The 19,548-nt window shown below is 47.3% G+C and carries 16 protein-coding genes and 1 tRNA gene; 6 read left to right on the forward strand and 11 right to left on the reverse strand.

Annotated elements, in window-relative coordinates:
• The first annotated feature begins 32 nt into the window (after positions 1-32).
• The 3 genes from PKOR_RS12050 (at position 33) to PKOR_RS25590 (ending at position 2,561) form a co-directional block, all read left to right on the forward strand.
• Positions 33-461, forward strand: coding sequence for a GNAT family N-acetyltransferase (locus PKOR_RS12050; RefSeq protein ID WP_046311021.1), 429 nt, complete (start codon positions 33-35; stop codon positions 459-461).
• 131 nt (positions 462-592) lie between these two features.
• Positions 593-1,834: a ComEC/Rec2 family competence protein gene (locus PKOR_RS25585; RefSeq protein ID WP_235336165.1), complete on the forward strand. Its 1,242-nt coding sequence runs from the start codon at positions 593-595 to the stop codon at positions 1,832-1,834.
• Between the two features lie 142 nt (positions 1,835-1,976).
• On the forward strand, positions 1,977-2,561 hold the full coding sequence (locus tag PKOR_RS25590; RefSeq protein ID WP_235336172.1) for a hypothetical protein: 585 nt from the start codon (positions 1,977-1,979) through the stop codon (positions 2,559-2,561).
• A gap of 85 nt (positions 2,562-2,646) precedes the next feature.
• Here the strand turns inward: PKOR_RS25590 and PKOR_RS12060 are convergent.
• A tRNA-Leu gene (locus tag PKOR_RS12060) sits at positions 2,647-2,728 on the reverse strand.
• 291 nt (positions 2,729-3,019) lie between these two features.
• On the opposite strand from PKOR_RS12060, the gene PKOR_RS12065 reads away from it, so the two are divergent.
• Both PKOR_RS12065 and PKOR_RS12070 read left to right on the forward strand, forming a co-directional pair.
• Positions 3,020-3,778 carry an ABC transporter ATP-binding protein gene (locus tag PKOR_RS12065; protein ID WP_046311023.1) on the forward strand — a complete coding sequence of 253 codons (759 nt, stop codon included), beginning with the start codon at positions 3,020-3,022 and terminating at the stop codon, positions 3,776-3,778.
• Between the two features lie 91 nt (positions 3,779-3,869).
• A complete protein-coding gene (locus PKOR_RS12070) occupies positions 3,870-5,231 on the forward strand; it encodes a hypothetical protein (RefSeq protein ID WP_046311025.1) in 1,362 nt (453 codons plus the stop codon).
• A gap of 126 nt (positions 5,232-5,357) precedes the next feature.
• Here PKOR_RS12070 and PKOR_RS12075 read toward each other — a convergent pair whose 3' ends face one another.
• From PKOR_RS12075 to kduI, 10 genes are all read right to left on the reverse strand, one after another.
• Positions 5,358-6,656: a TRAP transporter large permease gene (locus PKOR_RS12075; RefSeq protein ID WP_046311027.1), complete on the reverse strand. Its 1,299-nt coding sequence runs from the start codon at positions 6,654-6,656 to the stop codon at positions 5,358-5,360.
• Positions 6,657-6,714: 58 nt separating this feature from the next.
• A complete protein-coding gene (locus PKOR_RS12080) occupies positions 6,715-7,209 on the reverse strand; it encodes a TRAP transporter small permease (RefSeq protein ID WP_046311029.1) in 495 nt (164 codons plus the stop codon).
• 15 nt (positions 7,210-7,224) lie between these two features.
• The gene (locus PKOR_RS12085) at positions 7,225-8,232 is read right to left on the reverse strand and encodes a TRAP transporter substrate-binding protein (protein ID WP_046314413.1); all 1,008 of its coding nucleotides are present in this window, start codon (positions 8,230-8,232) and stop codon (positions 7,225-7,227) included.
• A gap of 138 nt (positions 8,233-8,370) precedes the next feature.
• The gene (locus PKOR_RS12090) at positions 8,371-9,030 is read right to left on the reverse strand and encodes a bifunctional 4-hydroxy-2-oxoglutarate aldolase/2-dehydro-3-deoxy-phosphogluconate aldolase (protein WP_046311031.1); all 660 of its coding nucleotides are present in this window, start codon (positions 9,028-9,030) and stop codon (positions 8,371-8,373) included.
• Positions 9,020-10,042, reverse strand: coding sequence for a sugar kinase (locus tag PKOR_RS12095; protein ID WP_046311032.1), 1,023 nt, complete (start codon positions 10,040-10,042; stop codon positions 9,020-9,022). Before PKOR_RS12095 ends, PKOR_RS12090 begins: the two co-directional genes overlap by 11 nt.
• A gap of 5 nt (positions 10,043-10,047) precedes the next feature.
• Entirely contained in the window at positions 10,048-11,448 is a 1,401-nt protein-coding gene (uxaC, locus tag PKOR_RS12100) for a glucuronate isomerase (protein WP_046311033.1), read from the reverse strand.
• 111 nt (positions 11,449-11,559) lie between these two features.
• Positions 11,560-12,993 carry a tagaturonate reductase gene (locus PKOR_RS12105; RefSeq protein WP_046311035.1) on the reverse strand — a complete coding sequence of 478 codons (1,434 nt, stop codon included), beginning with the start codon at positions 12,991-12,993 and terminating at the stop codon, positions 11,560-11,562.
• 98 nt (positions 12,994-13,091) lie between these two features.
• On the reverse strand, positions 13,092-14,123 hold the full coding sequence (locus PKOR_RS12110) for a LacI family DNA-binding transcriptional regulator (protein WP_046311037.1): 1,032 nt from the start codon (positions 14,121-14,123) through the stop codon (positions 13,092-13,094).
• A gap of 46 nt (positions 14,124-14,169) precedes the next feature.
• Entirely contained in the window at positions 14,170-14,958 is a 789-nt protein-coding gene (locus tag PKOR_RS25255) for a gluconate 5-dehydrogenase (RefSeq protein ID WP_046311038.1), read from the reverse strand.
• A 6-nt stretch (positions 14,959-14,964) separates the two neighbouring features.
• Complete coding sequence (gene kduI, locus PKOR_RS25260; RefSeq protein ID WP_200897363.1) at positions 14,965-15,804, reverse strand: 5-dehydro-4-deoxy-D-glucuronate isomerase; 840 nt, start codon at positions 15,802-15,804, stop codon at positions 14,965-14,967.
• Between the two features lie 492 nt (positions 15,805-16,296).
• On the opposite strand from kduI, the gene PKOR_RS12125 reads away from it, so the two are divergent.
• The gene (locus PKOR_RS12125; RefSeq protein WP_046314415.1) at positions 16,297-19,530 is read left to right on the forward strand and encodes a SusC/RagA family TonB-linked outer membrane protein; all 3,234 of its coding nucleotides are present in this window, start codon (positions 16,297-16,299) and stop codon (positions 19,528-19,530) included.
• Positions 19,531-19,548: the final 18 nt, after the last annotated feature.

Genomic DNA, 19,548 nt, shown 5'->3' on the forward strand with positions numbered 1-19,548 from the left:
AGTTGCGTCTCTACGTTTTTATACTTGCCTACATGATTATAGTAAAACAAGCTGATAACGAGCGGGATCTGAAAGAAGCATTTGCTATCAGGGAGACAGTTTTTGTGCAGGAGCAGCAGGTGCCCCGCGATGCAGAGTATGACGAGCATGAGCCAACGGCAAAACATTATCTGGCTACTTTTGAAGGAACACCTTGCGGAGCAGCCCGCTGGCGTAAAACTGATGCTGGTGTAAAGCTGGAGCGCTTTGCCGTACTGCCACAGTTTCGCAACAAGAATGTAGGAGGCGAGGTGCTAAAGCTTGTGTTACAGGATGTGCAGGCAGCGCAGCCAGATCAGAAAATATACTTGCATGCTCAGTTACCGGCTGTAAACTTTTACAAGCGCCACGGTTTTGTGCCGGAAGGCGATATGTTCAGCGAGTGCGACATTCAGCACTACAAAATGGTGTATAAGGGCTGATGTTGCGGTGGGCGCCATATCCGTTTGTGCGCATCACGCTTAGCTTTATAGCAGGCATTCTGCTGTACCTGGTGTAAGGCAGGCAAATCGGGCATGGGCCCGGGTTGCTTGCCTTTTTCTTTGTCTCCTTTATGGCTGCCGCTTTACTAGCCAGAAAGTATAAAACTGCTTTTGCCACCGATGTTGCCGGTATACTCGGCCTGCTTACATGGCCGGTCTTGGGCTTTGTGGTAACGCACCAACGTATCGAACAACATTACCCCAATCATCTGCTGCACCTGCAGTCAGCGCCTACCCATTACACAGGTGTGGTGCAGGATTACGTGCTACAGAAGCCCGGTTACCAGAGTACAGTACTACAGGTAGAGCAGGTAAAGGTAAACGGCATCTGGCAAAAAGCTGCCGGCAAAGTACAGCTCTCCGTACCACACGACTCGGAGCAGGCCTATGAGTTAAACTATGGTGATGTGCTGCTGGTAAAAGGCGCTCCGCAAGAAGTAGCCCCTCCACTTAATTCCAGCCAGTTTAACTATAAAGCTTACCTGGCCAATAAAAACATTTATCACCGGCACTACCTGCAGCAGCACCAGTACCAGAAGATTGCTTCTGATCCGCCAATGTCGATTTTATACTATAGCATACAGCTACGTCGGCAGCTGGACGATGTATTGCGGGAGCGGGCAGGAGAGAAGCGGGAGTATGCCATTGCCTCGGCTCTTATGCTTGGGGTGAAGGATGAGCTGGATAACAGCATCAGGCAAGCGTATGCCGACACAGGCACCATACACGTGTTGGCGGTGTCCGGACTGCATGTGGGGCTCATTTACTCGGTGTTGATGTTTGTGCTGGCAAGATTCAGTACCACTGCCAGGCAGCGGTGGATAGGGGCTATGCTTGTGCTGGCAGTGCTCTGGCTTTATGCCTTTATTACGGGGCTGTCTCCATCAGTGCTGCGAGCAGTAGTCATGTTTAGCCTTGTTACTTTCGGGGTGGCGCTACAGCGTAGAACCAGCATTTATAACACTGTTGCTTTTGCGGCTTTGGCGCTGCTCTTCTTTAACCCTTATAACCTGTTGGAGGTGGGCTTTCAGCTATCGTTTCTGGCAGTGCTGGGGATTGTGTACCTGCAGCCAAAGTTCTACAATTTGCTGGAGTATCGACACCGCGCTCTCGACTTTGTGTGGGCGCTGTTTACGGTGTCGCTGGCAGCACAGCTGGTTACCTTTCCGCTGGGGCTATACTATTTCCACCAGTTCCCTGTGTATTTTTGGCTAGCAAACATATTTGTGGTGGTGGCCGCTACATTCGTGCTTTACTCCGGCGGCCGCGCTGTTGCTATATGCTGTGCCAGGAGTAGGTTGGCTGCTCTTTAAGATACATTTTGGGCTTATCTGGTTGATGAATGAGTTCAACCTGTGTGTGCAGCAATGGCCACAGTCAATCCTGAGCGGCATCGGTATTAGCGCGTGACAAACCTTTCTTCTCTACCTGCTGATCCTGGCTTTTATACTTTTCATGGTTCTGAAGAAGCTACGCTTTTTAAGTATAGCTGTAGGCTTAGCTACCGTGCTTTCGGTGCATCAGGTTTGGGAGGAGGTACAGCAAAAACAGCAAAGGCAACTGGTGGTATACAGTGTGCGGGGGAACACAGGTATCGGCTTAGTACAAGGGCAAAAAGCTATGTTATTAGCTGACTCTGCTTTACTAGCAAATCAACAGAACTATACTTTTAATGTACAGCCGTACCTTTGGCAACTGGGGGTGCAGGAACCTCAATTTACCTTACTTACCGAAACAACATCTCCAACTGTTACTTTACCCGACAGCAACGAGCTATTGGTGTGGCAGGGGCAGCGCCTGCTTATACTATCGTACCCCCCTAGGCTGCAGGCTTGCTCTGATTTTGCCATAGATTATCTGATGTTGCGGAGGAATGTGCGTGTGAGGCCGGAGCAGCTGCAGCAGTATACTTTCGGTAAGCTTATACTTGACGCCTCTAACACTCCTCGTTACCGCCAGCGCCTTCACCAACAGCTCGACACGCTGGGCATCGCTTATTATGATGTTGCAGACTCAGGGGCTTTTGTGCTGGAGTTGTAGCTGCTTTTTTGCTTTATGCAGCAGGGCTATAAAGCAAAAAAGCAGCTTGCGCTGCCCAACTAAACTTTCAAATAGGAATAAAGAGTGCGCACGGGGAGATTCGAACTCCCACACCCGAAGGCACCACCCCCTCAAGATGGCGTGTCTACCGATTTCACCACGTGCGCTGGTAAAGGTGGTTGCAAAAGTAAAAACGGCTCCTGACAAAAGCAAAGCCTATTTATCAAAAAAAGCCATGTTTATACTTTAAGGCTAAAATGTGACAAGTAAAGAACCTAAGTCCGGTTTCTCTGTGTTAGCACATAAGAAAGTACAGTGCCTCTTTTAAAGTATAAAATTTTAAAGACAAAGCAGCTGTATTTATAGGGGCTTCCGGAGATTATTTATACCTTTAGGTCTGTGCTACAGGTAGGTAGTCTTGAATTTGTTTATGGGCCTAATCGCTTTGATATAAATATATGAGTATACAGATAACGGGATTGTCGAAGAAGTTTGGGAAAAAGCAGGTACTTGATGAGCTTGATCTCACCATTGAGAGCGGACAAATTTACTGCCTGTTAGGCAAGAATGGGGTAGGTAAAAGTACTTTCCTCAACTGTATTCTGGACCTGGTACAGCCCGACAACGGCAGTATCTCTCTGTTTGGCAAAGATTACCATCAGCACCAATTAGAGGTGAAGCAAAATCTTGGAGCCCTTTGCGAAGACAACCCCCTTATTGAAGAGTTTACTGGTATGGAGTACCTCAGCTTTGTATCTAAGCTGTACAAGCTTCCAATAGCCGAGGCCGAGGAGCGAATTCAGAGCCTGGTAAACTATTTCTTTACAGATAAGGAGTCGCTGCATAAGAATGTGGCAGGCTACTCTACAGGTATGAAGAAGAAAGTGGGCATAGCTGCAGCCATGCTGCACAAGCCCCAGGTACTCATCCTGGACGAGCCCTTTACAGGATTGGACCCTATTGCAGCACAGCTACTTGTGCAACTCATCCGTAGCTACCGCAACGACAACCGCGTTATTCTGATCTCCTCTCACGACCTGAACTATGTGGAGAAAATTGCTACACATATAGGCGTGCTGAACGATGGACAGTTAATGTACAATGGATCGGTGCAGGAGTTTACCATGAACGGTTCCAACCTGATAGATCAAGCTCTGTTCCAGTTGCTGTTGCCACACCACAATACAGAAGCGAAGCTGGACTGGATGCTGACCTAAGTCAGTCAAACGTTAAGAGTTTGAAGTTACAAGTATGGCTGTGCCTACTGTACTTCCTGTAACTCTTAACTCCTAACCCTTAACTATAAAAATGGATCTGATATTATTCTCTTGCCGGGCCCGGATTAACAGCTTTTTCAGACAAAAGCGTTTGCAGCGTTTGCTGTTGCTGTCTGTGGGGCTTGTGTCTGCGGGGGTGTATGGCTGGTTATTTTCTTTTCTGCTGGAACAGGCAGGGGAGGGAAATACTAAGCTTGGTATAGATCAGGTGCTGGAGTATACAAACCTGTTCATGCTGGCCATCATTATCCTGAAGGGCTTTTTCCCGGCCTATATACCCAAGGCAAACCTAATTCCGCAGCTATATCCTGTTTCGGCCCTGGAGCGTTTCCGAGCCGAATTGGTAGTAGAGCTGGTGTCGCCCTTTTACTTTGTGCTGCTGAACTTTATGTTATTTTTGTACATGATGTCGCCGCTGTACACACTGTTGCACCTCCTACAAAGTATACTGGTTATACTTACGGCACATATTACATTGCGCTCCCTGCAGGTGTTTATAGAGCGCCGGATGCGCTGGCGCAATACTAACTTCTACTCAGCAGTAGTAATGGCAGGGGCTTTTATAGCGTTGCAGGTGCGGATGCCCATGTTTTACCCCGCTTCTGAATGGCTGATGCTGGTAGTGCATATAGCGGCCTTAGGAGCTTTCATAACCTCTAATTTCTTTCTGGAAAAGGCAGCTGCAGAACCACGGCGCAAAACTGTTAACTATAGCAGCAGTGCACGCCGCAGCCTGGGCTGGCGTTTGTTTAAAAACCATAAGCAGGCACGGCAAATGCTGCTTTTCGGATTTGCGTTCAAAGCATTTATTCTGGGAACAGACGCCCTGGCCTTTGCCAAAAAAGGAGAACACCTGCTTGATGAAGTAGCAACGCTATGGCTGTTTGTTGGGCCTCTGGTGGTGTTTTCTTACGTGTTTAATAACGTGTGGGGCTTCTACAGAAATCTATGGCTAACGGTAGAGCGTTCCAGCGGTACGGTGAAGGATTTTTTGTGGGTTACCTGGATGGCGCTGCGCTTGCCACTGCTGATTGATGCAGTGCTTACGTTTATATATGTAGCTGCATTTAACCATGAGGTAGTTTTCTTTACAATAATGATGTATACTTCCAGTGTACTCATACTTGCCCCACTTAGTATAGTGGCCTCCATCGTAAGCCCTAAAACGGTATCAGGCGGGTTGTTTAGCTTCAGTGCCAAGGCATCATATCTCTTTAATATTATTGCTGTTGGCCTGATGGGGCTTCTGTTCTTGCCGCTTATTCACCCGCTACTGTATCTGGTGTACCCAGTTGTTATAGGTGGGGCAATATTTGCGTTGGTAGCAGTGCTAAAGGAGTATCCTAAGTATAAGTACAAGCTTTTCGAAACGCACTTTAAAGCGGAAGCCTGATAGGTTAAAATCAAGACAAGTACATTGTTAGTGTAGCAGTTGCTAAACCCTTTACTATAGCATAAAAAAGCCTCTCCTTTAAGAGAGGCTTTTTTATGCTATAGTAAAGGGTTTACTTCTGAAGGGCTATAAGCCGAAAACTCGTGGTAGCCATAAGCTTATTTCCGGTACATAGGTAACCAACAGCAGGGCCAGGATCATCGCTATGAACAGCGGCGTCAGGGGCTTTATCACCTTACTGATGCTGATATTGGCTACACCGCAGCCCACAAACAGAACAGAGCCAACAGGTGGAGTGCAAAGGCCAATGCAAAGGTTTAGCACCATCATAATACCAAAATGCACAGGGTCTACGCCCAGCTTCGTTACAACAGGCAGGAAGATCGGTGTGAAGATGAGTACTGCTGGTGTCATGTCCATGAAGATGCCCACAAACAAAAGGATCAGGTTAATGATGATCAGAACTACAATCTTGTTGCTGCTGATAGAAAGCAGTGCCTCGCTCACACCTTGTGGAATATTCTCAAACGACATTACCCACGACATCCCCATCGAAGTACCGATGAGCAGCATTACGATGGCTGTCGTTATCACCGTCTGGATCAGTATTTCAGGGATGTCTGCTATCTTCACTTCGCGGTATACCAGCATCGAAAGAATTATTGTATAGAGCACCGCAATGGCTGATGCTTCTGTTGCTGTGAAGACGCCCGCAATGATACCGCCAATCACAATGAACAGCAGGAAAAGACTAGGAAGGGCGTCTAAGAACTTTTTGAAAACCTCTTTAAGAGGAGTTCTGTCACTTACAGGGTACTTGTTTTTAAATGCGATAAAACCGCCAACTACCATAAGCACTAAGCCAAGCAGGATACCAGGTACATAACCTGCCACAAAAAGGGCTGCAATAGATACGCCACCGCTTGCCAGCGAGTATACAATCAGGATGTTGCTGGGTGGGATGATCATACCGGTTGTGGCAGAGGTTATGTTCACAGCTGCGCTAAACGAGCGGGAATAACCTTCTTTCTCCATGCGCGGACTCATAATGCCACCAATGGCAGATGCGGCGGCCACGGCAGATCCTGAAATAGCCCCGAAAAGCATACAGGCCACAATATTAACATAAGCCAATCCTCCGGGTAATGTGCCTACCAGTCCTTTTGCAAAATCTATCAGCCGGGAGGCTATACCTCCCCGGTTCATGAGTTGCCCGGCCAGTATGAAAAAGGGGATGGCCAGCAAGGCAAAACTGTCCAGGCCGGTGGCCATCCGCTGCGCCAATGTTGTAAAGGCAGCCTCAGGTGCTATACTTACCAGCATAGTAAGTAGCGCTGCAATACCTATTGAGAAAGCTATCGGCACACCCAGAATGAGCAGAACCACAAAGCTTACGACCAGTACTAAGATCTCTAGAAACTCCATTTCTTGTAATATTTTAGATGCAAATCATTGGCTGTAGTGTAGTTGAGCAGCGTTGCCCTTAAACCATTTCGCGGCCTATCTCTTCCGGATCCTCTTCTTTCTCCGTCAGGTTTATAAGGCTGTAGAAAATGATGAGCAGGCCGCTCAGTGGCTGGGCGATGTATACATACCCAACAGGTATGCCAAGTGAGGCCGAGGTCTGGCCCATGGTAAGCGTAATATACACCAGGTTGATACCGCCCCATACCATCACAAAGAAGGCGAACAGGGCTACAAGCAGGTGAATGAAGATGTATAGGTTTCTGGCACCCTTACCTTCCAACTTGGACGGAAGGATGTCGATGGCCAGGTGTAGCTTCTGCCCGGTCACGTAGCTGGCACCTAAAAGCCCTACCCAAATCAGGAGGTATCGTGCTAACTCATCTGTAAAAGCACTTGGTGACTTTAGCATAAAGCGGGAAGCCACCTGCCAGAGCACATTAAGAACCATTGTTCCCATGAGTATAACCAGCAGCGAGTATAAAGCGCTATCTACTGTTTTTCTTAATTTCATAGCTGTCTGTTTTTCTTATTGCACACTGCTTATCGGCTTGTTTTCTTCTGCCTTTATCCGCTGGATAAGCTCATACACTTCAGGCTCACTCTTGTAGCTCTCGTACATAGGCTCTACCAGTTTAGAAAAGGCTTCTTTGTCAGGTATGATGATTTCTACGCCGGCCTCTTTTACTGCTGCCAAAGCTTCTTCCTCGGCCTCTTTCCATAGCTTGCGCTGCACTACGGCAGACTCGTCTACAGCCTCCTGTAGCCACTTTTGCTCCTGCGGCGATAGCTCCTCCCACACCTTTGTGCTGATCATCAGGATATCAGGTACCATAGTATGATCGTTGAGAGTATAGTATTTGGCGACTTCGTAGTGGCGGGAGAGGTAAAAGCTGGGAGAGTTGTTTTCGGCACCATCCACAACGCCTTGCTGTAAGGCTGTGTATAATTCTCCCCACGAAACTGGTGTGGCAGAACCCCCAAAGCTTTGCACCATGTCGATGGCTGTTTTACTGTCCTGTACTCGAATCTTCATACCACGCAGATCCTGAGGCTCGTTAACAGGTTTTTTGGTAGAGTAGATGCTGCGGCTACCTGCATCGTAAAAAGTGAGGCCACGCAACCAGTATTTCTCACCCTGGCGCAGCAGGTCGCTACCAACATCACCTTCTAATACCTGGAAGTAATGCTCCTTATCTTTGAAAATGTACGGAAGGCTCAGCACTTTAAAGTTGGGAGAAAAGCCCTCCATAACAGCTGCTGATACCTTTGTCATACCTAGGCTACCAATCTGCAAGAGCTCAAGGCACTCACGTTCTGTACCCAACTGGGAGCTTGGGTAAATCTCTATGGCAAGCTTGCCTCCTGATTTCTTTTTTACGCTCTCTGCCATATACACCATTGCTTCGTGCACCGGGTGTGAGATATCCAGCGTATGTGCAAGCTTGATCTCCTTTGTATCCTTTATCTTTTGGCAGGAGGAGGCAAGCAGCAAAAGCACTATGAAAAAGGCAGGCTTTAGGTAAAGCTGTAACATCCTGCTATAGCCAGAAATATTGTTCTTGATAAAAAGCATATAAGCGTTCTCCTGGTAGTAAGGGTATTTTATTTAAAGTAGCGTCAGGTGATGGCAGTGCTGCGTAGGAGGGTAGTGCTAATCTCAGCTTCTAAACTGCTATCGGCTGTTCTTTACAAGTTCTAAAGCTTGTAATGTCAGCTCGTGCAGTTTCTGATACTGCTTTTGCTCCAGTACCTCCTTGCCGATTAGCTTAGAACCCATACCCACAGCACATACACCAGATTTAAACCAAGTGCTGATGTTCTGCTGGTCCATCTCCACACCTCCGGTAGGGATAAAAAGCTGGCCAGGGAAGAGTTCTTTGATGGATGACATGAATGCCGGACCCAGTACGTTAGCCGGGAAGAGCTTGATCAAGGCTGCGCCTGCTCGTTGTGCCTGATGGATCTCGGTAGGCGTGAAGCAGCCGGGTACCCACAGCAAGCCTGCTTCATTGGCAAGTTTGCCTACCTCCTGGTCTACAATTGGGGCTACAATATAGTCGGCGCCAGCTTTGATGAAAGCAGAAGCTTCCTCTGTTGTTTTGATGGTGCCGATGCCCAGGTGCAGGTCCGGGCACTCCTCCTTCAACTCAGACTTTAGGTAGGTGAAGTTTTCTAAGGCTGCTGCGCCACGGTTTGTATACTCCAGTGTGCGTATGCCTGCCTGGTACAAAGTTTTAACTACCTGCAAGCTTACCTCTGCATCCTGGTGAAAGAATAGGGGCAATAGGCCTTGATCTTGTATTGCCTTTAAGGCAGTTTCTTTATTTGGCATAAGTTTCTAGCGTTTTGTTTACTTCGGCCACTGTGGCAGTGGTGGCGTCGCTTGGGATGAACAGTTTACTGAAGGCTGCTGCGGTAGCAAACTCTAAGGTTTGAGAAGGAGAATGCCCGTTGTAGAGGCCGTAAATCAGGCCGGCCATAAAGCAGTCGCCGCTGCCTACTTTATCCAGTATTTTCTCAGCCACATACTCCTGCGAAACAGTTAGCTCCTCGTTTGCATAAAGCGTAGTGTAATAGCGGATTCCTTCCTCGGCGTAGTCGAACCGGAAAGTGTTTGCCACTACCTGGCAGTTCGGGAAGCGCTTGGTAATTTCCTCTGATGTAAGCTGTGCATGCTGTACCAGGCTCTCCTTATCTCGTTCAGAAATAAGTTCTTCGTCTAGCTTAATGCCAAGCATCATGTGCGCAGCCCATATGTTGCCCATGATCAGGTCGCAGCGCTCTGCCAGGGCAGGCATCACCTCCACTGGGTCTTTGCCATACTTCCAAAGTTTTGCTCTGTAATTGAGGTCCAGGGAAACGAAGATGTTCTTCTGCTTGGCAACTTTCAGGGCTTCTTCGCAGACATCGGCTACTGCCTGGTTTATGGCAGGGCAGATAGCGCTGAAGTGCAGCCAGGATACTCCTTCAAAGGCCTCATCCCAGTTGATTGTGCCAGGCTGTAGGTTGGCATAGGCAGAACCGCTTCTGTCATAAATAACCCCTGCGTTCTTCAGGTCTTTGCCCTTAGGCAGGTAATAGAGGCCCAGCCTGCCTTCCTGGTACACGATGCTTTCTGTTCCGACATTTCTGCCCTTCAGGTAAGTCACCAACTGCTCCGCAAGGAAGTTGTCTGGCAGGGCCGTCATATAAGAAGAGGGCACCTCCCAGAGGGCCAGCGCCGTGGCAACGTTAGCCTCGGCACCACCCACATAAAAGGGAAGGCGGTTCTCATTCAGCCACTGCCCACCTTCGTCGGGACATATGCGGAGCAGTAGCTCACCAAAAGAAAGTACTTTGCCCATAGGTATTAGAATTTGAAGTAGTTCTTGGCGTTGTTGTAGCAGATGTCCTCTACCATTTGTCCTAGCCATTCTATTTCACTTTCAGGCAGCTCGCCATTTTCCACGTCGTCACCGATCAGGTTGCACAGTATTCTTCTGAAGTACTCGTGGCGAGGGTAGGACAGGAAGCTTCTGGAGTCGGTGAGCATACCAACAAAGCGGCTCAGCAAGCCCATGTTCGAAAGGGCATTCATTTGCTTCTCCATGCCATCTTTCTGATCCAGGAACCACCATGCTGAACCGAACTGAATTTTACCTGGCGTAGAGCCATCGTTAAAGTTACCGATCATGGTAGCGTAAAGCTCGTTCTGGCTTGGGTTCAGGTTGTAGAGGATAGTCTTAGCCAGTTGGTCAGAGTTGTCCAGTTTGTCCATGAACCTGGAAAGAGGGCGCGCCACATCAAAGTCACCGATGGAGTCGAAGCCGGTGTCCGGACCAAGTTCACGCATCATACGTGTGTTGTTATTGCGCAACGCGCCAAGGTGAAACTGCTGTGTCCAATCCCTGGAATGATCGAGCAGGGCCAGGTATACCAGCATAGCAGACTTATACTTTAGAACCTCCTCCTGCGTCAGGGCCTGCTTGTTGATAGCTTTGTTGAAGATGTCTTTGATCTCCTCATCTGTGTACTCCTCGGCATAGATTGTCTCTAAGCCGTGATCTGACAGGCGGCAGCCTAGCTCATGGAAGAAGTCATGGCGCTGCTTCAGGGCATCTTGCAGTTGCTGGAAGCAGCTGATAGAAATACAAGAGGCTTCCTCTAGTTTCTGTAAGTAAGATAGAAACGCCTCCGGTTGCTCAATAGCCAGTACCTTATCGGCACGGAAGGTAGGAAGCACCTGAAGGCCAAAATTGTCAGCCTTGATTTTTTGATGGTGCTCCAGGCTATCAACAGGATCATCTGTAGTACAGATAATCTCTACGTTCATCTTCTTAAGTATGCCTCTCACGCTAAACTCGTCTGTCTGCAGCATAGCCGTGCACGCGTCGTAAATCTCCCTGGCTGTTTCCGGCTTCAGGATTTTCTCTACACCAAAAGGCTTTTTCAGCTCCATATGGGTCCAGTGGTAAAGCGGGTTGCGCATAGTGTATGGCACTGTCTGTGCCCACTTCTCAAACTTCTCGAAGTCGTCTGCATCGCCGGTGCAATACCGCTCTGGTATACCGTTTGTTCGCATTGCACGCCACTTGTAGTGGTCACCTTCCAGCCAAATCTCAGTCAGGTTCTTGAATTTCCTGTCGTTGGCTATGTCCTGAGGCGATAGGTGGCAATGGTAGTCAATAATCGGCATGTGTTTGGCATGCTCGTGGTATAGTCTCTGTGCAGTTTTAGTTTTTAGCAGAAAGTTCTCGTCTAAAAATGACATTTGTGCTTTTCTTTTATGAGGCGTGTTACTTTGATTTTTCCTGCAGCCGTGCAGGAGGGCGCTACCTGTTACAGGTAGCGCTTGATTTATGTGTTGCAGGAAGGCAGCTGCTTAAGCCAGACCCAGCTTTTCCTTCTTCTCAGCTTGCTGCAGTTGCTCAAGCTTTTCTGTTACCAGCTCCTGTAGGCCATCTACCTTTGTAAGGTCTGTATCCCAGAAAGCGGTGTTTGAAAGAATGGCTTTTGCTACTTTGGCTGCATCTTCTTCCTTCCAGGCTTCTTCAAAGAAGCTTAGAATATCTGCTGAATCGTTCAAAGGTATTGTTTCACCTTGCCATTCACCCTTGTAGAATAAGATGAGGGCAGCAAGTGACTCCAGCAAGCGCTCCGGCAACTGGTTTTTTCTGTCGATGTATGTCAGCACAGAAGGCAGCACGCGCACTTTATACTTAGAAATAGAGTTCAGTGCGATCGATATCAGTTCGTGACGGATAAAAGGGTTTTGGAAACGCTCAATTACGTCGTTAGCAAACTTTGTCAGTTCTTCTTCTGGCAGGTCTAGCGTTGGGATGATCTCCTCGAAAATAGCCTCTCTGATGAAGGTGCCTGTTCTTTCATCTTCCACTGCCTCGCGCACTGTGCGCAGCCCCTGCAGGTAAGCAACTGGTACAAGTGCTGTATGGGCACCGTTCAGGATGCGTACTTTGCGGGAGCGGTAAGGTGTAAGGTTCGGAGCAAACTTAACCTGCAGCCCAGCTTCCTCAGCCGGGAAAGCACGCTCTACTGAGCGTGGTGCCTCTATTACCCATAGGTGGAATGGCTCTGCTTTTACAACCAGGTTGTCTTCGAAGCCAAGCTCTGCCTGTATTTCTTTGATGTTGTCTTTAGGGAAGCCTGGTACAATGCGGTCCACCAGGGTATTGCAGAAAATGTTATGCTCTCTGATCCAGGCAGTAAAGTCTGTTGAAAGGCCCCAATGTCTGGCGAACTTCAGAATTGTCTGCTGCAGCGCAGCACCGTTCTTCTCGATAAGCTCACACGGGATCATAGTCAGACCTTTGTCAGCAGCTCCTTCAAAGTGAGTATATCTGTGGTAAAGAAGCGCTGTCAGTTTACCCGGGAAGCTGCCAGGAAGCGTTTCCATGCTAGTATCAGCTTCTTCGAAGGCGATGCCTGCCTCGGTTGTGTTAGATATGATGAACTGAAGGTCCGGGTTTTCTGCCAGTTTCAGGTACTCGTTGTAATCGTTATAAGGGTTTATAGCGCCGGAGATACAAGTAACCAAACGCGTTTCCTCTGTTTCCTTACCACCCTGTATGCCATTCAATAGCACATGGTACAGGCCATCCTGCTTGTTAAGCAAGTCCACGATACCGCGCTCTATAGGCTGGATTATCTTAACGCTGCCGTTAAAGTCAGTTTTCTCGTTCAGGATATCAATTATCCAGTCCACAAATCCTCGCAGGAAGTTACCTTCACCAAACTGCAGTACTTTAACCGGGTATTGAGTGGTTATATTAGCGGTATCTCTGTTTAATGTCTTCATAATGTTCTTTTAATAATGATGGACCTGTGATTGAACTTGTAATGTAATCTATGTTATGGTTAGACATGTATTGCTACTTCCTGTAAGGGCAGTGCTTTTTATTTATCTTTTTTCAAAGAAGATTTCCTGATAATCAATTCAGGTTTCAGTACTGTCTTCTGGGGTATAAAATTGCTGTCGTCTGACTTCAGCTGCTGGAAGAACAACTCTGCCGTTCTTTTGCCCATGGTAATGCTTAACTGATCCACTGTAGTTAGCGGCGGGTCTGTAAACGATGTAAAAGGGTCATTACTGAATCCAGCCAGCGCTATCTGTTGCGGAATCTGTATGTTATGCTCTTTTAGTACCTGCATGGCACCCATGGCGCCGAAGTCACTGGCAGAGAAAACCGCATCAGGCAACTCTTTTAGCTGTAGCAGTTGCTCCATACTTGCCCGGCCGTCTGCCAATTGCAGGTTACTTGGCACTACCAGCTCTTCTTCGTAAGGCAGTCCGTTGTCTTTAAGTGCGTCTACATAACCACGCAGACGTTCCTTAAATACACTTACCTTCTTAGGGTTAGTGAAGTGAGCAATGCGGCGGCAGCCTTGTTCTATCAGGTGTTCAACAACCTTATAGGCACCCCAGTAGTCGTCTATCAATACCTGGCTTACCTCCAGTTCGTCCGTTGTGCGGTCAAACAGGACCAGGGGCATTCCTTTTTTCTGAGCATTTCTAAAGTGCTCGAAGTTTTCTGTGTTCTTGCCTATGGAAGCAATAATGCCATCGACCCGGGCTCTGAAAAGAGCATCGATCGTCTGTACTTCCTTCTCATAGTTATCATAAGACTGCGAGATAATTATCTTGTGGTCTAGTGTGTTGGCAACCTCTTCTATACCTCTGATGACAGAGGCGAAGAAAGCCCTGTCAGCAGTAGGTACAATGATGCCGATAATATTGCTTTTACCATTTCTAAGAGCTGCAGCAATATTGTTAGGTTGGTAATTCATCTGCTTGGCAGCTTTCAACACAGCTTTTTTTGTCGCCTCACTTATTCTTGGGCTGTTATTGAGCGCGCGTGAGACCGTAGAAGCAGTGATGTTAAGTTTCTCTGCTATGTCATGGATGGTTACCTTGTTCTTGATCTCCATATTTATTTGCTAATAGCTCTTTAGGCGCTGTGTATGGCAGGTTTACCTAATTCTCATTGCTAGGCTTGCCGATGGTAGCCAGTATACCGCCATCCACATAAATTATTTGTCCGTTAATGAAATTGCTGGCTTTGCTGGCCAGGAACACAGCTACTCCTTCCAGGTCTTCCGGGTCGCCCCATCTTCCTGCAGGTGTTCTGTTAACAATAAAGTCGTTGAAGGGATGGCCGTTGTAACGGATAGGTGCTGTTTGGTCAGTGGCAAAATATCCCGGGCCAATTCCGTTCACCTGTATATTATGCTTGGCCCATTCTGTTGCCAGATTTCTGGTAAGCATTTTGAGTCCTCCTTTGGCTGCAGCGTAGGCCGAAACCGTATCGCGCCCCAGTTCGCTCATCATGGAGCAGATGTTTATGATCTTCCCTCTTTTACGAGGGATCATGTTCTGGGCAACATACTTCGACATGATGAAAGGAGCTGTCAGGTCTACATCAACGACCTTCCTGAACTCCTCCACTTCCATCTCCAGGGCAGGCACACGTTTGATGATTCCGGCATTGTTCACAAGCACCTCAATAGGTCCAACCTCCTGCTCAATTTTAGCAATATGTTCTTTTGCCTGTGATTCGTTTGTTACATCAAAAAGGTAGCCGTGTACCTCAAGGCCGTCCTGTCGGTACTGCTCCAGGGCAGCCTCCATTTTTGCAGGCGTGTTGCCATTTATTACCAGTGTAGCACCAGCTTTGCCTAATGCTTTGGCCATGGCCATGCCAAGGCCATGTGTAGCGCCTGTGATTAAAGCAACTTGACCGCTTAAGTTGAATAGGTTTTGCATGCCTCTTTACTTTAATTCGGTTGGTTGTACTTTATCCATGTCGTCGTAATTCAGGTTTTCGCCTGCCATGCCCCAAATAAAGGAGTAGTTGTAAGTGCCGGCTCCACTGTGGATAGACCATGGCGGAGAGATGATTGCCTGACGGTTTTTTACAAACAGGTGACGTGTCTCCTGGGGCTCACCCATAAAGTGGCACACGGCCTGGTCTTCTGGTAAGTTGAAATAGAAGTATGCCTCCATTCTTCTATCATGTGTATGTGCCGGCATGGTGTTCCACACGCTGCCTTTCTGAAGCTCTGTAAGGCCCATTTGTAACTGGCAGGTTTCTACTACCGAGTTAACCAGCAGTTTGCGGATGATGCGGTGGTTGGAGCTCTCCAGCGATCCTAGCTCTACAGTCTCAGCTTCGTTTAGCGATACTTTTTTGGTAGGGTTAGAGCGATGTGCTGGTGCAGAGTTGAAGTAGAACAGCGCTTCGCCTGAGGCGGCAGGGTGGAAGATAACCTCCTTAGTACCCATTCCTACATACAGGGCCTCTTTGTTAGCAAGTGCTATTTCCTCACCGTCAACAGTCACTTTACTGTTTGGGCCAACATTAATGATTCCCAGCTCTCTCCTGTCCAGGTAGTTCTCAGATCGCAGCGTTGGGAACGTTTCCAGCTTCAAGGGCTGCTCCACCGGATGTGCGCCTCCAACAATCAGGCGGTCATACAAAGTGTAGACATTTGTTATAGAGTCTTTCTGGAAGAGGTCTTCTATAAGGTAAGCTTCACGGAGTTTAGCAGTGTCATACGATTTGCTGTCGCTTGGATGGATGGCGTGTCTGATAGAGTAAGTCATGCTCATGTTGTGGTATGTTGTGTAAACGTTTGCGCAAAATATAATTTATTTTCCATGTTACTACGGTTTTTTTTGATTTTGTATGTGAGTAATGAAAAATATATTTCTAGTGAGTAAGTGCTAACATTTTGTAAAAACGGCTTTAATTAGCTTTGAAGGCTGTTTTTGTTAATTTTTGAGAAAATACTCACTCATACTTTTGGTGATCAAAGAGGAAATTTATAAAATGCAAACGATTGCGCAACCTTTACTATCTGATTTTGGTAAGTGGTTAATCATTGGGAGTGGAAGAAGCTCCTCTAAATAGCTTATAATCTGGCGCAAGTGCATCGGTAGCAGAACGGTGTCGAAATAGAATGGCGGAGTTGCCTGCGGAGAGCTTAAGTAGCTTTAATGCTTGGGTTGCTAAGATGTTAATATAGGAAAATTTTTAAGCACATACTATATAATTTATAACCAAACTAAAGGATACCTATGCGAAATGCTTTACTTAAGAAGATGAGGCACCTGCTTATTCTGCCTATGCTCTTTACGGCGATTGCAGGAGCGCTTGCTCAAGGGTTTACTGTAAGCGGAAAAGTGGTGGACGAGAAAGGTAGTGAACTGCCTGGCGTTACAGTGCTTTTGAAAGGAACTTCGAGAGGTACTGCTACAGGGGTAGACGGTACTTATACTTTGCCTGTGACGGATGGTGAAGGCACGTTGATTTTTACTTTTATCGGCTATCAGGCAAAGGAGGTAGCAATCAAAGGCCAGACAACAGTAAATGTCTCGATGGCCCCAGACCAGAAGGCGTTGGAAGAGGTAGTTATTATTGGCTACCAGGAGGTGCCTAGAAGCGAATTAACCAGCTCTGTGTCTTCGGTAAGCTCTAAGCAGCTAAAAGATATCCCGGTAAGTACAGCAGCAGAGGCCCTGGCAGGTAGACTGGCAGGTGTGCAGGTTACTACCTCAGAAGGTCAGCCAGGCGCAGAAATCCAGATCCGGGTGCGTGGTGGAGGCTCTATCACACAAGATAACTCCCCACTGTATATAGTAGACGGTATCCAGATGGATAATGCGTTATCAGTACTTTCTCCGCAGGAGATCGAGTCAATCGACGTGCTGAAAGATGCTGCTTCCACAGCTATTTATGGTGCACGTGGTGCCAACGGTGTTGTGGTAATCACCACCAAAGGAGGTGTTGCTATGCCAACTCAGGTTACATACAACGGCTTTACAGGTGTTAGAAGCATCGTTAACAAGCTGGATGTGATGAAGCCTTACGACTATGTGAAGTATCAGTATGAGATATACAACTATAATACTGACGAAGACACAAGAAGATCCTTTACCAACCGCTACGGTTTGTATGACGACATCGATATCTACCAGAACATGCCTTTTATGGACTGGCAGGATGAGGTTTTTGGTCGTGATGCCTCTAGCCAAACGCACATATTAGGTGTAACAGGTGGTTCTGATAAAACTTCCTTCAACTTCAACCTGAACCACACCAATGAGGAGGGTATTATGCTTAACTCTGGCTTCCAGAGAACATTGGCATCCTTTAAGTTTGATCACAAAGCGACAGACAAGTTAAGAATAGGTCTTAGCACTCGCTATAGCCGCCAGAAGGTAGACGGTGTGGGTACTTCTCACACTGGTTCGCAAGGTAATAATAGACTGCGCAATGCGGTGCGTTTCAGACCTTTTGTGGCTCCAGGTATGGAAGGCACTATCGACGAATTCGATCCTGAATTTGCTAACCTGACAAACCTGATAAGCCCTGTGCTGCTGGCCAAGCAGGAGCTAAGAGAAGATTACAGAAACGATGTGTTGGTAAACGGCTGGTTCAGCTATGAGATACTCAAGAACCTTACTTACAAAACTGTATTTGGTATCACCAATAGCAACAGAGACCGTAACGACTTTGACGGACCTAATACCAGCCTTGCCAGACAGAATGCAGGAATGCCGGTAGTGGAAATGCGTGCAGGGGAGTCTCTGGCATTAACAAATTCGAACACATTAAGCTATAAGTTCGATATCAACGACGACCATAAGTTCAATGCCTTGCTTGGCCATGAGATCTGGCAGAGAAACGACAAGACGAGCACAGTAATAACAAAATACCTGCCTGTTGATATCACAGCAGACCAGGCGTGGGCTGGCGTTGATAAGGCAACTCCTCCATCAGGCTTGATCCAGGATGCCCCAAGCACATTTGAAGAGGAGCAGAGGCTGCTTTCTTACTTCGGACGTGTATCCTACAGCTTCAGAGACAAGTATCGCCTTGCCGTTAACATGCGTCGTGACGCTTCTTCTCTCTTTGCTCCAGGAAACAGAGTAGGTTATTTCCCGTCTGCTTCCTTTGCATGGCACATTGCTGAAGAAAACTTCATGGCTGGCACAAACAGCTGGCTGTCTGACCTGAAACTGCGCCTGAGTATAGGTGAGGTAGGTAACAACAGAATTGGTGTTGACCTTTGGAAGACAATGTTCACCAACTCTTCGGACTATGGTTACGCATTCTCAGAGTCTATCACCCCAGGATTCGTTTCCCGCAGCCTTTCTAACTCTAACCTGACTTGGGAAACAACAGTATCCAGAAACCTTGGTTTAGACTTCTCTATCCTGAACAACAGAATCAGCGGCTCCTTGGATCTTTATAAGAATAACACAAGAGACCTGCTGCTGATGGCGAAGATTCCTCAGACCAGCGGTTATTCAGAGCAGCTTCAGAACATTGGTAAAACAGAAAACAAGGGTATCGAGCTTCAGTTGAATGGTGTGGTTGTAGACAACAGCAACTTCACCTGGAATGCTAACTTCAACATTGCTTTCAACAGAAATAAGATAGTTAGCCTTGGTTCAGATTCAGATGGTAACCCACTGCGCTCTTACCTGGAGATGTCAGGTTGGGTAAATAACCTGCAGGACTTCCTGGTAGAGGTTGGTCAGCCAATAGGCCAGTACTATGGCTATGTAACAGATGGCTTCTATACAGTAGATGACTTTAATGCAGTTTACAATGAGGCCAATGGCACCTGGACTTATACTTTGAAAGAAGGTATACCAAACAGCAAAGACATTGCACTGGGTAACAGAGACCCACAGCCAGGCGACCTTAAGCTGAAGGACCTGACAGACGATGGAAACTCTATGATCACGCCTGATGACAGAAGAGTACTTGGCACTTCGCAGCCTAAGTTCATTGGTGGTTTCAATCAGCAGTTTACTTACAAAAACTTCGACCTGAGTGTATTTGTGAACTTCTCTTATGGCAACAAAGTGTACAATGCCAACAAGATTGAGTTTACAACACAGTACCTGTACCGCGACAACAACATGCTGACGCTGATGAACGACAGATGGAGAAGATTTGACGACAACGGTCAGCTAGTAACTAACCCAGAGCAACTGGCAGAAATGAATCAGGATGCCAAGTACTGGTCACCACCATTGGGGCAATATTTCCTGCACTCTTTCGCTATCGAAGACGGTTCTTACCTGCGCATCAGCAACCTTACCCTGGGTTACAGCCTGCCAAAGAGCCTGGTAGAAAGAACAAAGGTGTTCTCCAATTTCAGAGTGTATGCTACGGTTAACAACCTCATGACCCTTACTGGTTACTCTGGTTATGACCCAGAGGCAAACACAAGAAGAGGCAACCCGCTAACTCCAGGTGTTGACTATGCTGCTTATCCGCGCAGCCGCTTCATACTAGGTGGTGTTAACGTTACTTTCTAATTCTTTAAGAAGATGACA

Source organism: Pontibacter korlensis (genome assembly GCF_000973725.1).
Lineage (GTDB): Bacteria > Bacteroidota > Bacteroidia > Cytophagales > Hymenobacteraceae > Pontibacter > Pontibacter korlensis.

What these genes read in the sequence shown, in the direction of transcription:
- PKOR_RS12050 (WP_046311021.1), top strand. Translation starts at nt 33, where the DNA reads ATGATTATAGTAAAACAAGCTGATAACGAGCGGGATCTGAAAGAAGCA.
- PKOR_RS25585 (WP_235336165.1), top strand. Translation starts at nt 593, where the DNA reads ATGGCTGCCGCTTTACTAGCCAGAAAGTATAAAACTGCTTTTGCCACC.
- PKOR_RS25590 (WP_235336172.1), top strand. Translation starts at nt 1,977, where the DNA reads ATGGTTCTGAAGAAGCTACGCTTTTTAAGTATAGCTGTAGGCTTAGCT.
- PKOR_RS12065 (WP_046311023.1), top strand. Translation starts at nt 3,020, where the DNA reads ATGAGTATACAGATAACGGGATTGTCGAAGAAGTTTGGGAAAAAGCAG.
- PKOR_RS12070 (WP_046311025.1), top strand. Translation starts at nt 3,870, where the DNA reads ATGGATCTGATATTATTCTCTTGCCGGGCCCGGATTAACAGCTTTTTC.
- PKOR_RS12075 (WP_046311027.1), bottom strand. Translation starts at nt 6,656, where the DNA reads ATGGAGTTTCTAGAGATCTTAGTACTGGTCGTAAGCTTTGTGGTTCTG.
- PKOR_RS12080 (WP_046311029.1), bottom strand. Translation starts at nt 7,209, where the DNA reads ATGAAATTAAGAAAAACAGTAGATAGCGCTTTATACTCGCTGCTGGTT.
- PKOR_RS12085 (WP_046314413.1), bottom strand. Translation starts at nt 8,232, where the DNA reads ATGTTACAGCTTTACCTAAAGCCTGCCTTTTTCATAGTGCTTTTGCTG.
- PKOR_RS12090 (WP_046311031.1), bottom strand. Translation starts at nt 9,030, where the DNA reads ATGCCAAATAAAGAAACTGCCTTAAAGGCAATACAAGATCAAGGCCTA.
- PKOR_RS12095 (WP_046311032.1), bottom strand. Translation starts at nt 10,042, where the DNA reads ATGGGCAAAGTACTTTCTTTTGGTGAGCTACTGCTCCGCATATGTCCC.
- uxaC (WP_046311033.1), bottom strand. Translation starts at nt 11,448, where the DNA reads ATGTCATTTTTAGACGAGAACTTTCTGCTAAAAACTAAAACTGCACAG.
- PKOR_RS12105 (WP_046311035.1), bottom strand. Translation starts at nt 12,993, where the DNA reads ATGAAGACATTAAACAGAGATACCGCTAATATAACCACTCAATACCCG.
- PKOR_RS12110 (WP_046311037.1), bottom strand. Translation starts at nt 14,123, where the DNA reads ATGGAGATCAAGAACAAGGTAACCATCCATGACATAGCAGAGAAACTT.
- PKOR_RS25255 (WP_046311038.1), bottom strand. Translation starts at nt 14,958, where the DNA reads ATGCAAAACCTATTCAACTTAAGCGGTCAAGTTGCTTTAATCACAGGC.
- kduI (WP_200897363.1), bottom strand. Translation starts at nt 15,804, where the DNA reads ATGAGCATGACTTACTCTATCAGACACGCCATCCATCCAAGCGACAGC.
- PKOR_RS12125 (WP_046314415.1), top strand. Translation starts at nt 16,297, where the DNA reads ATGAGGCACCTGCTTATTCTGCCTATGCTCTTTACGGCGATTGCAGGA.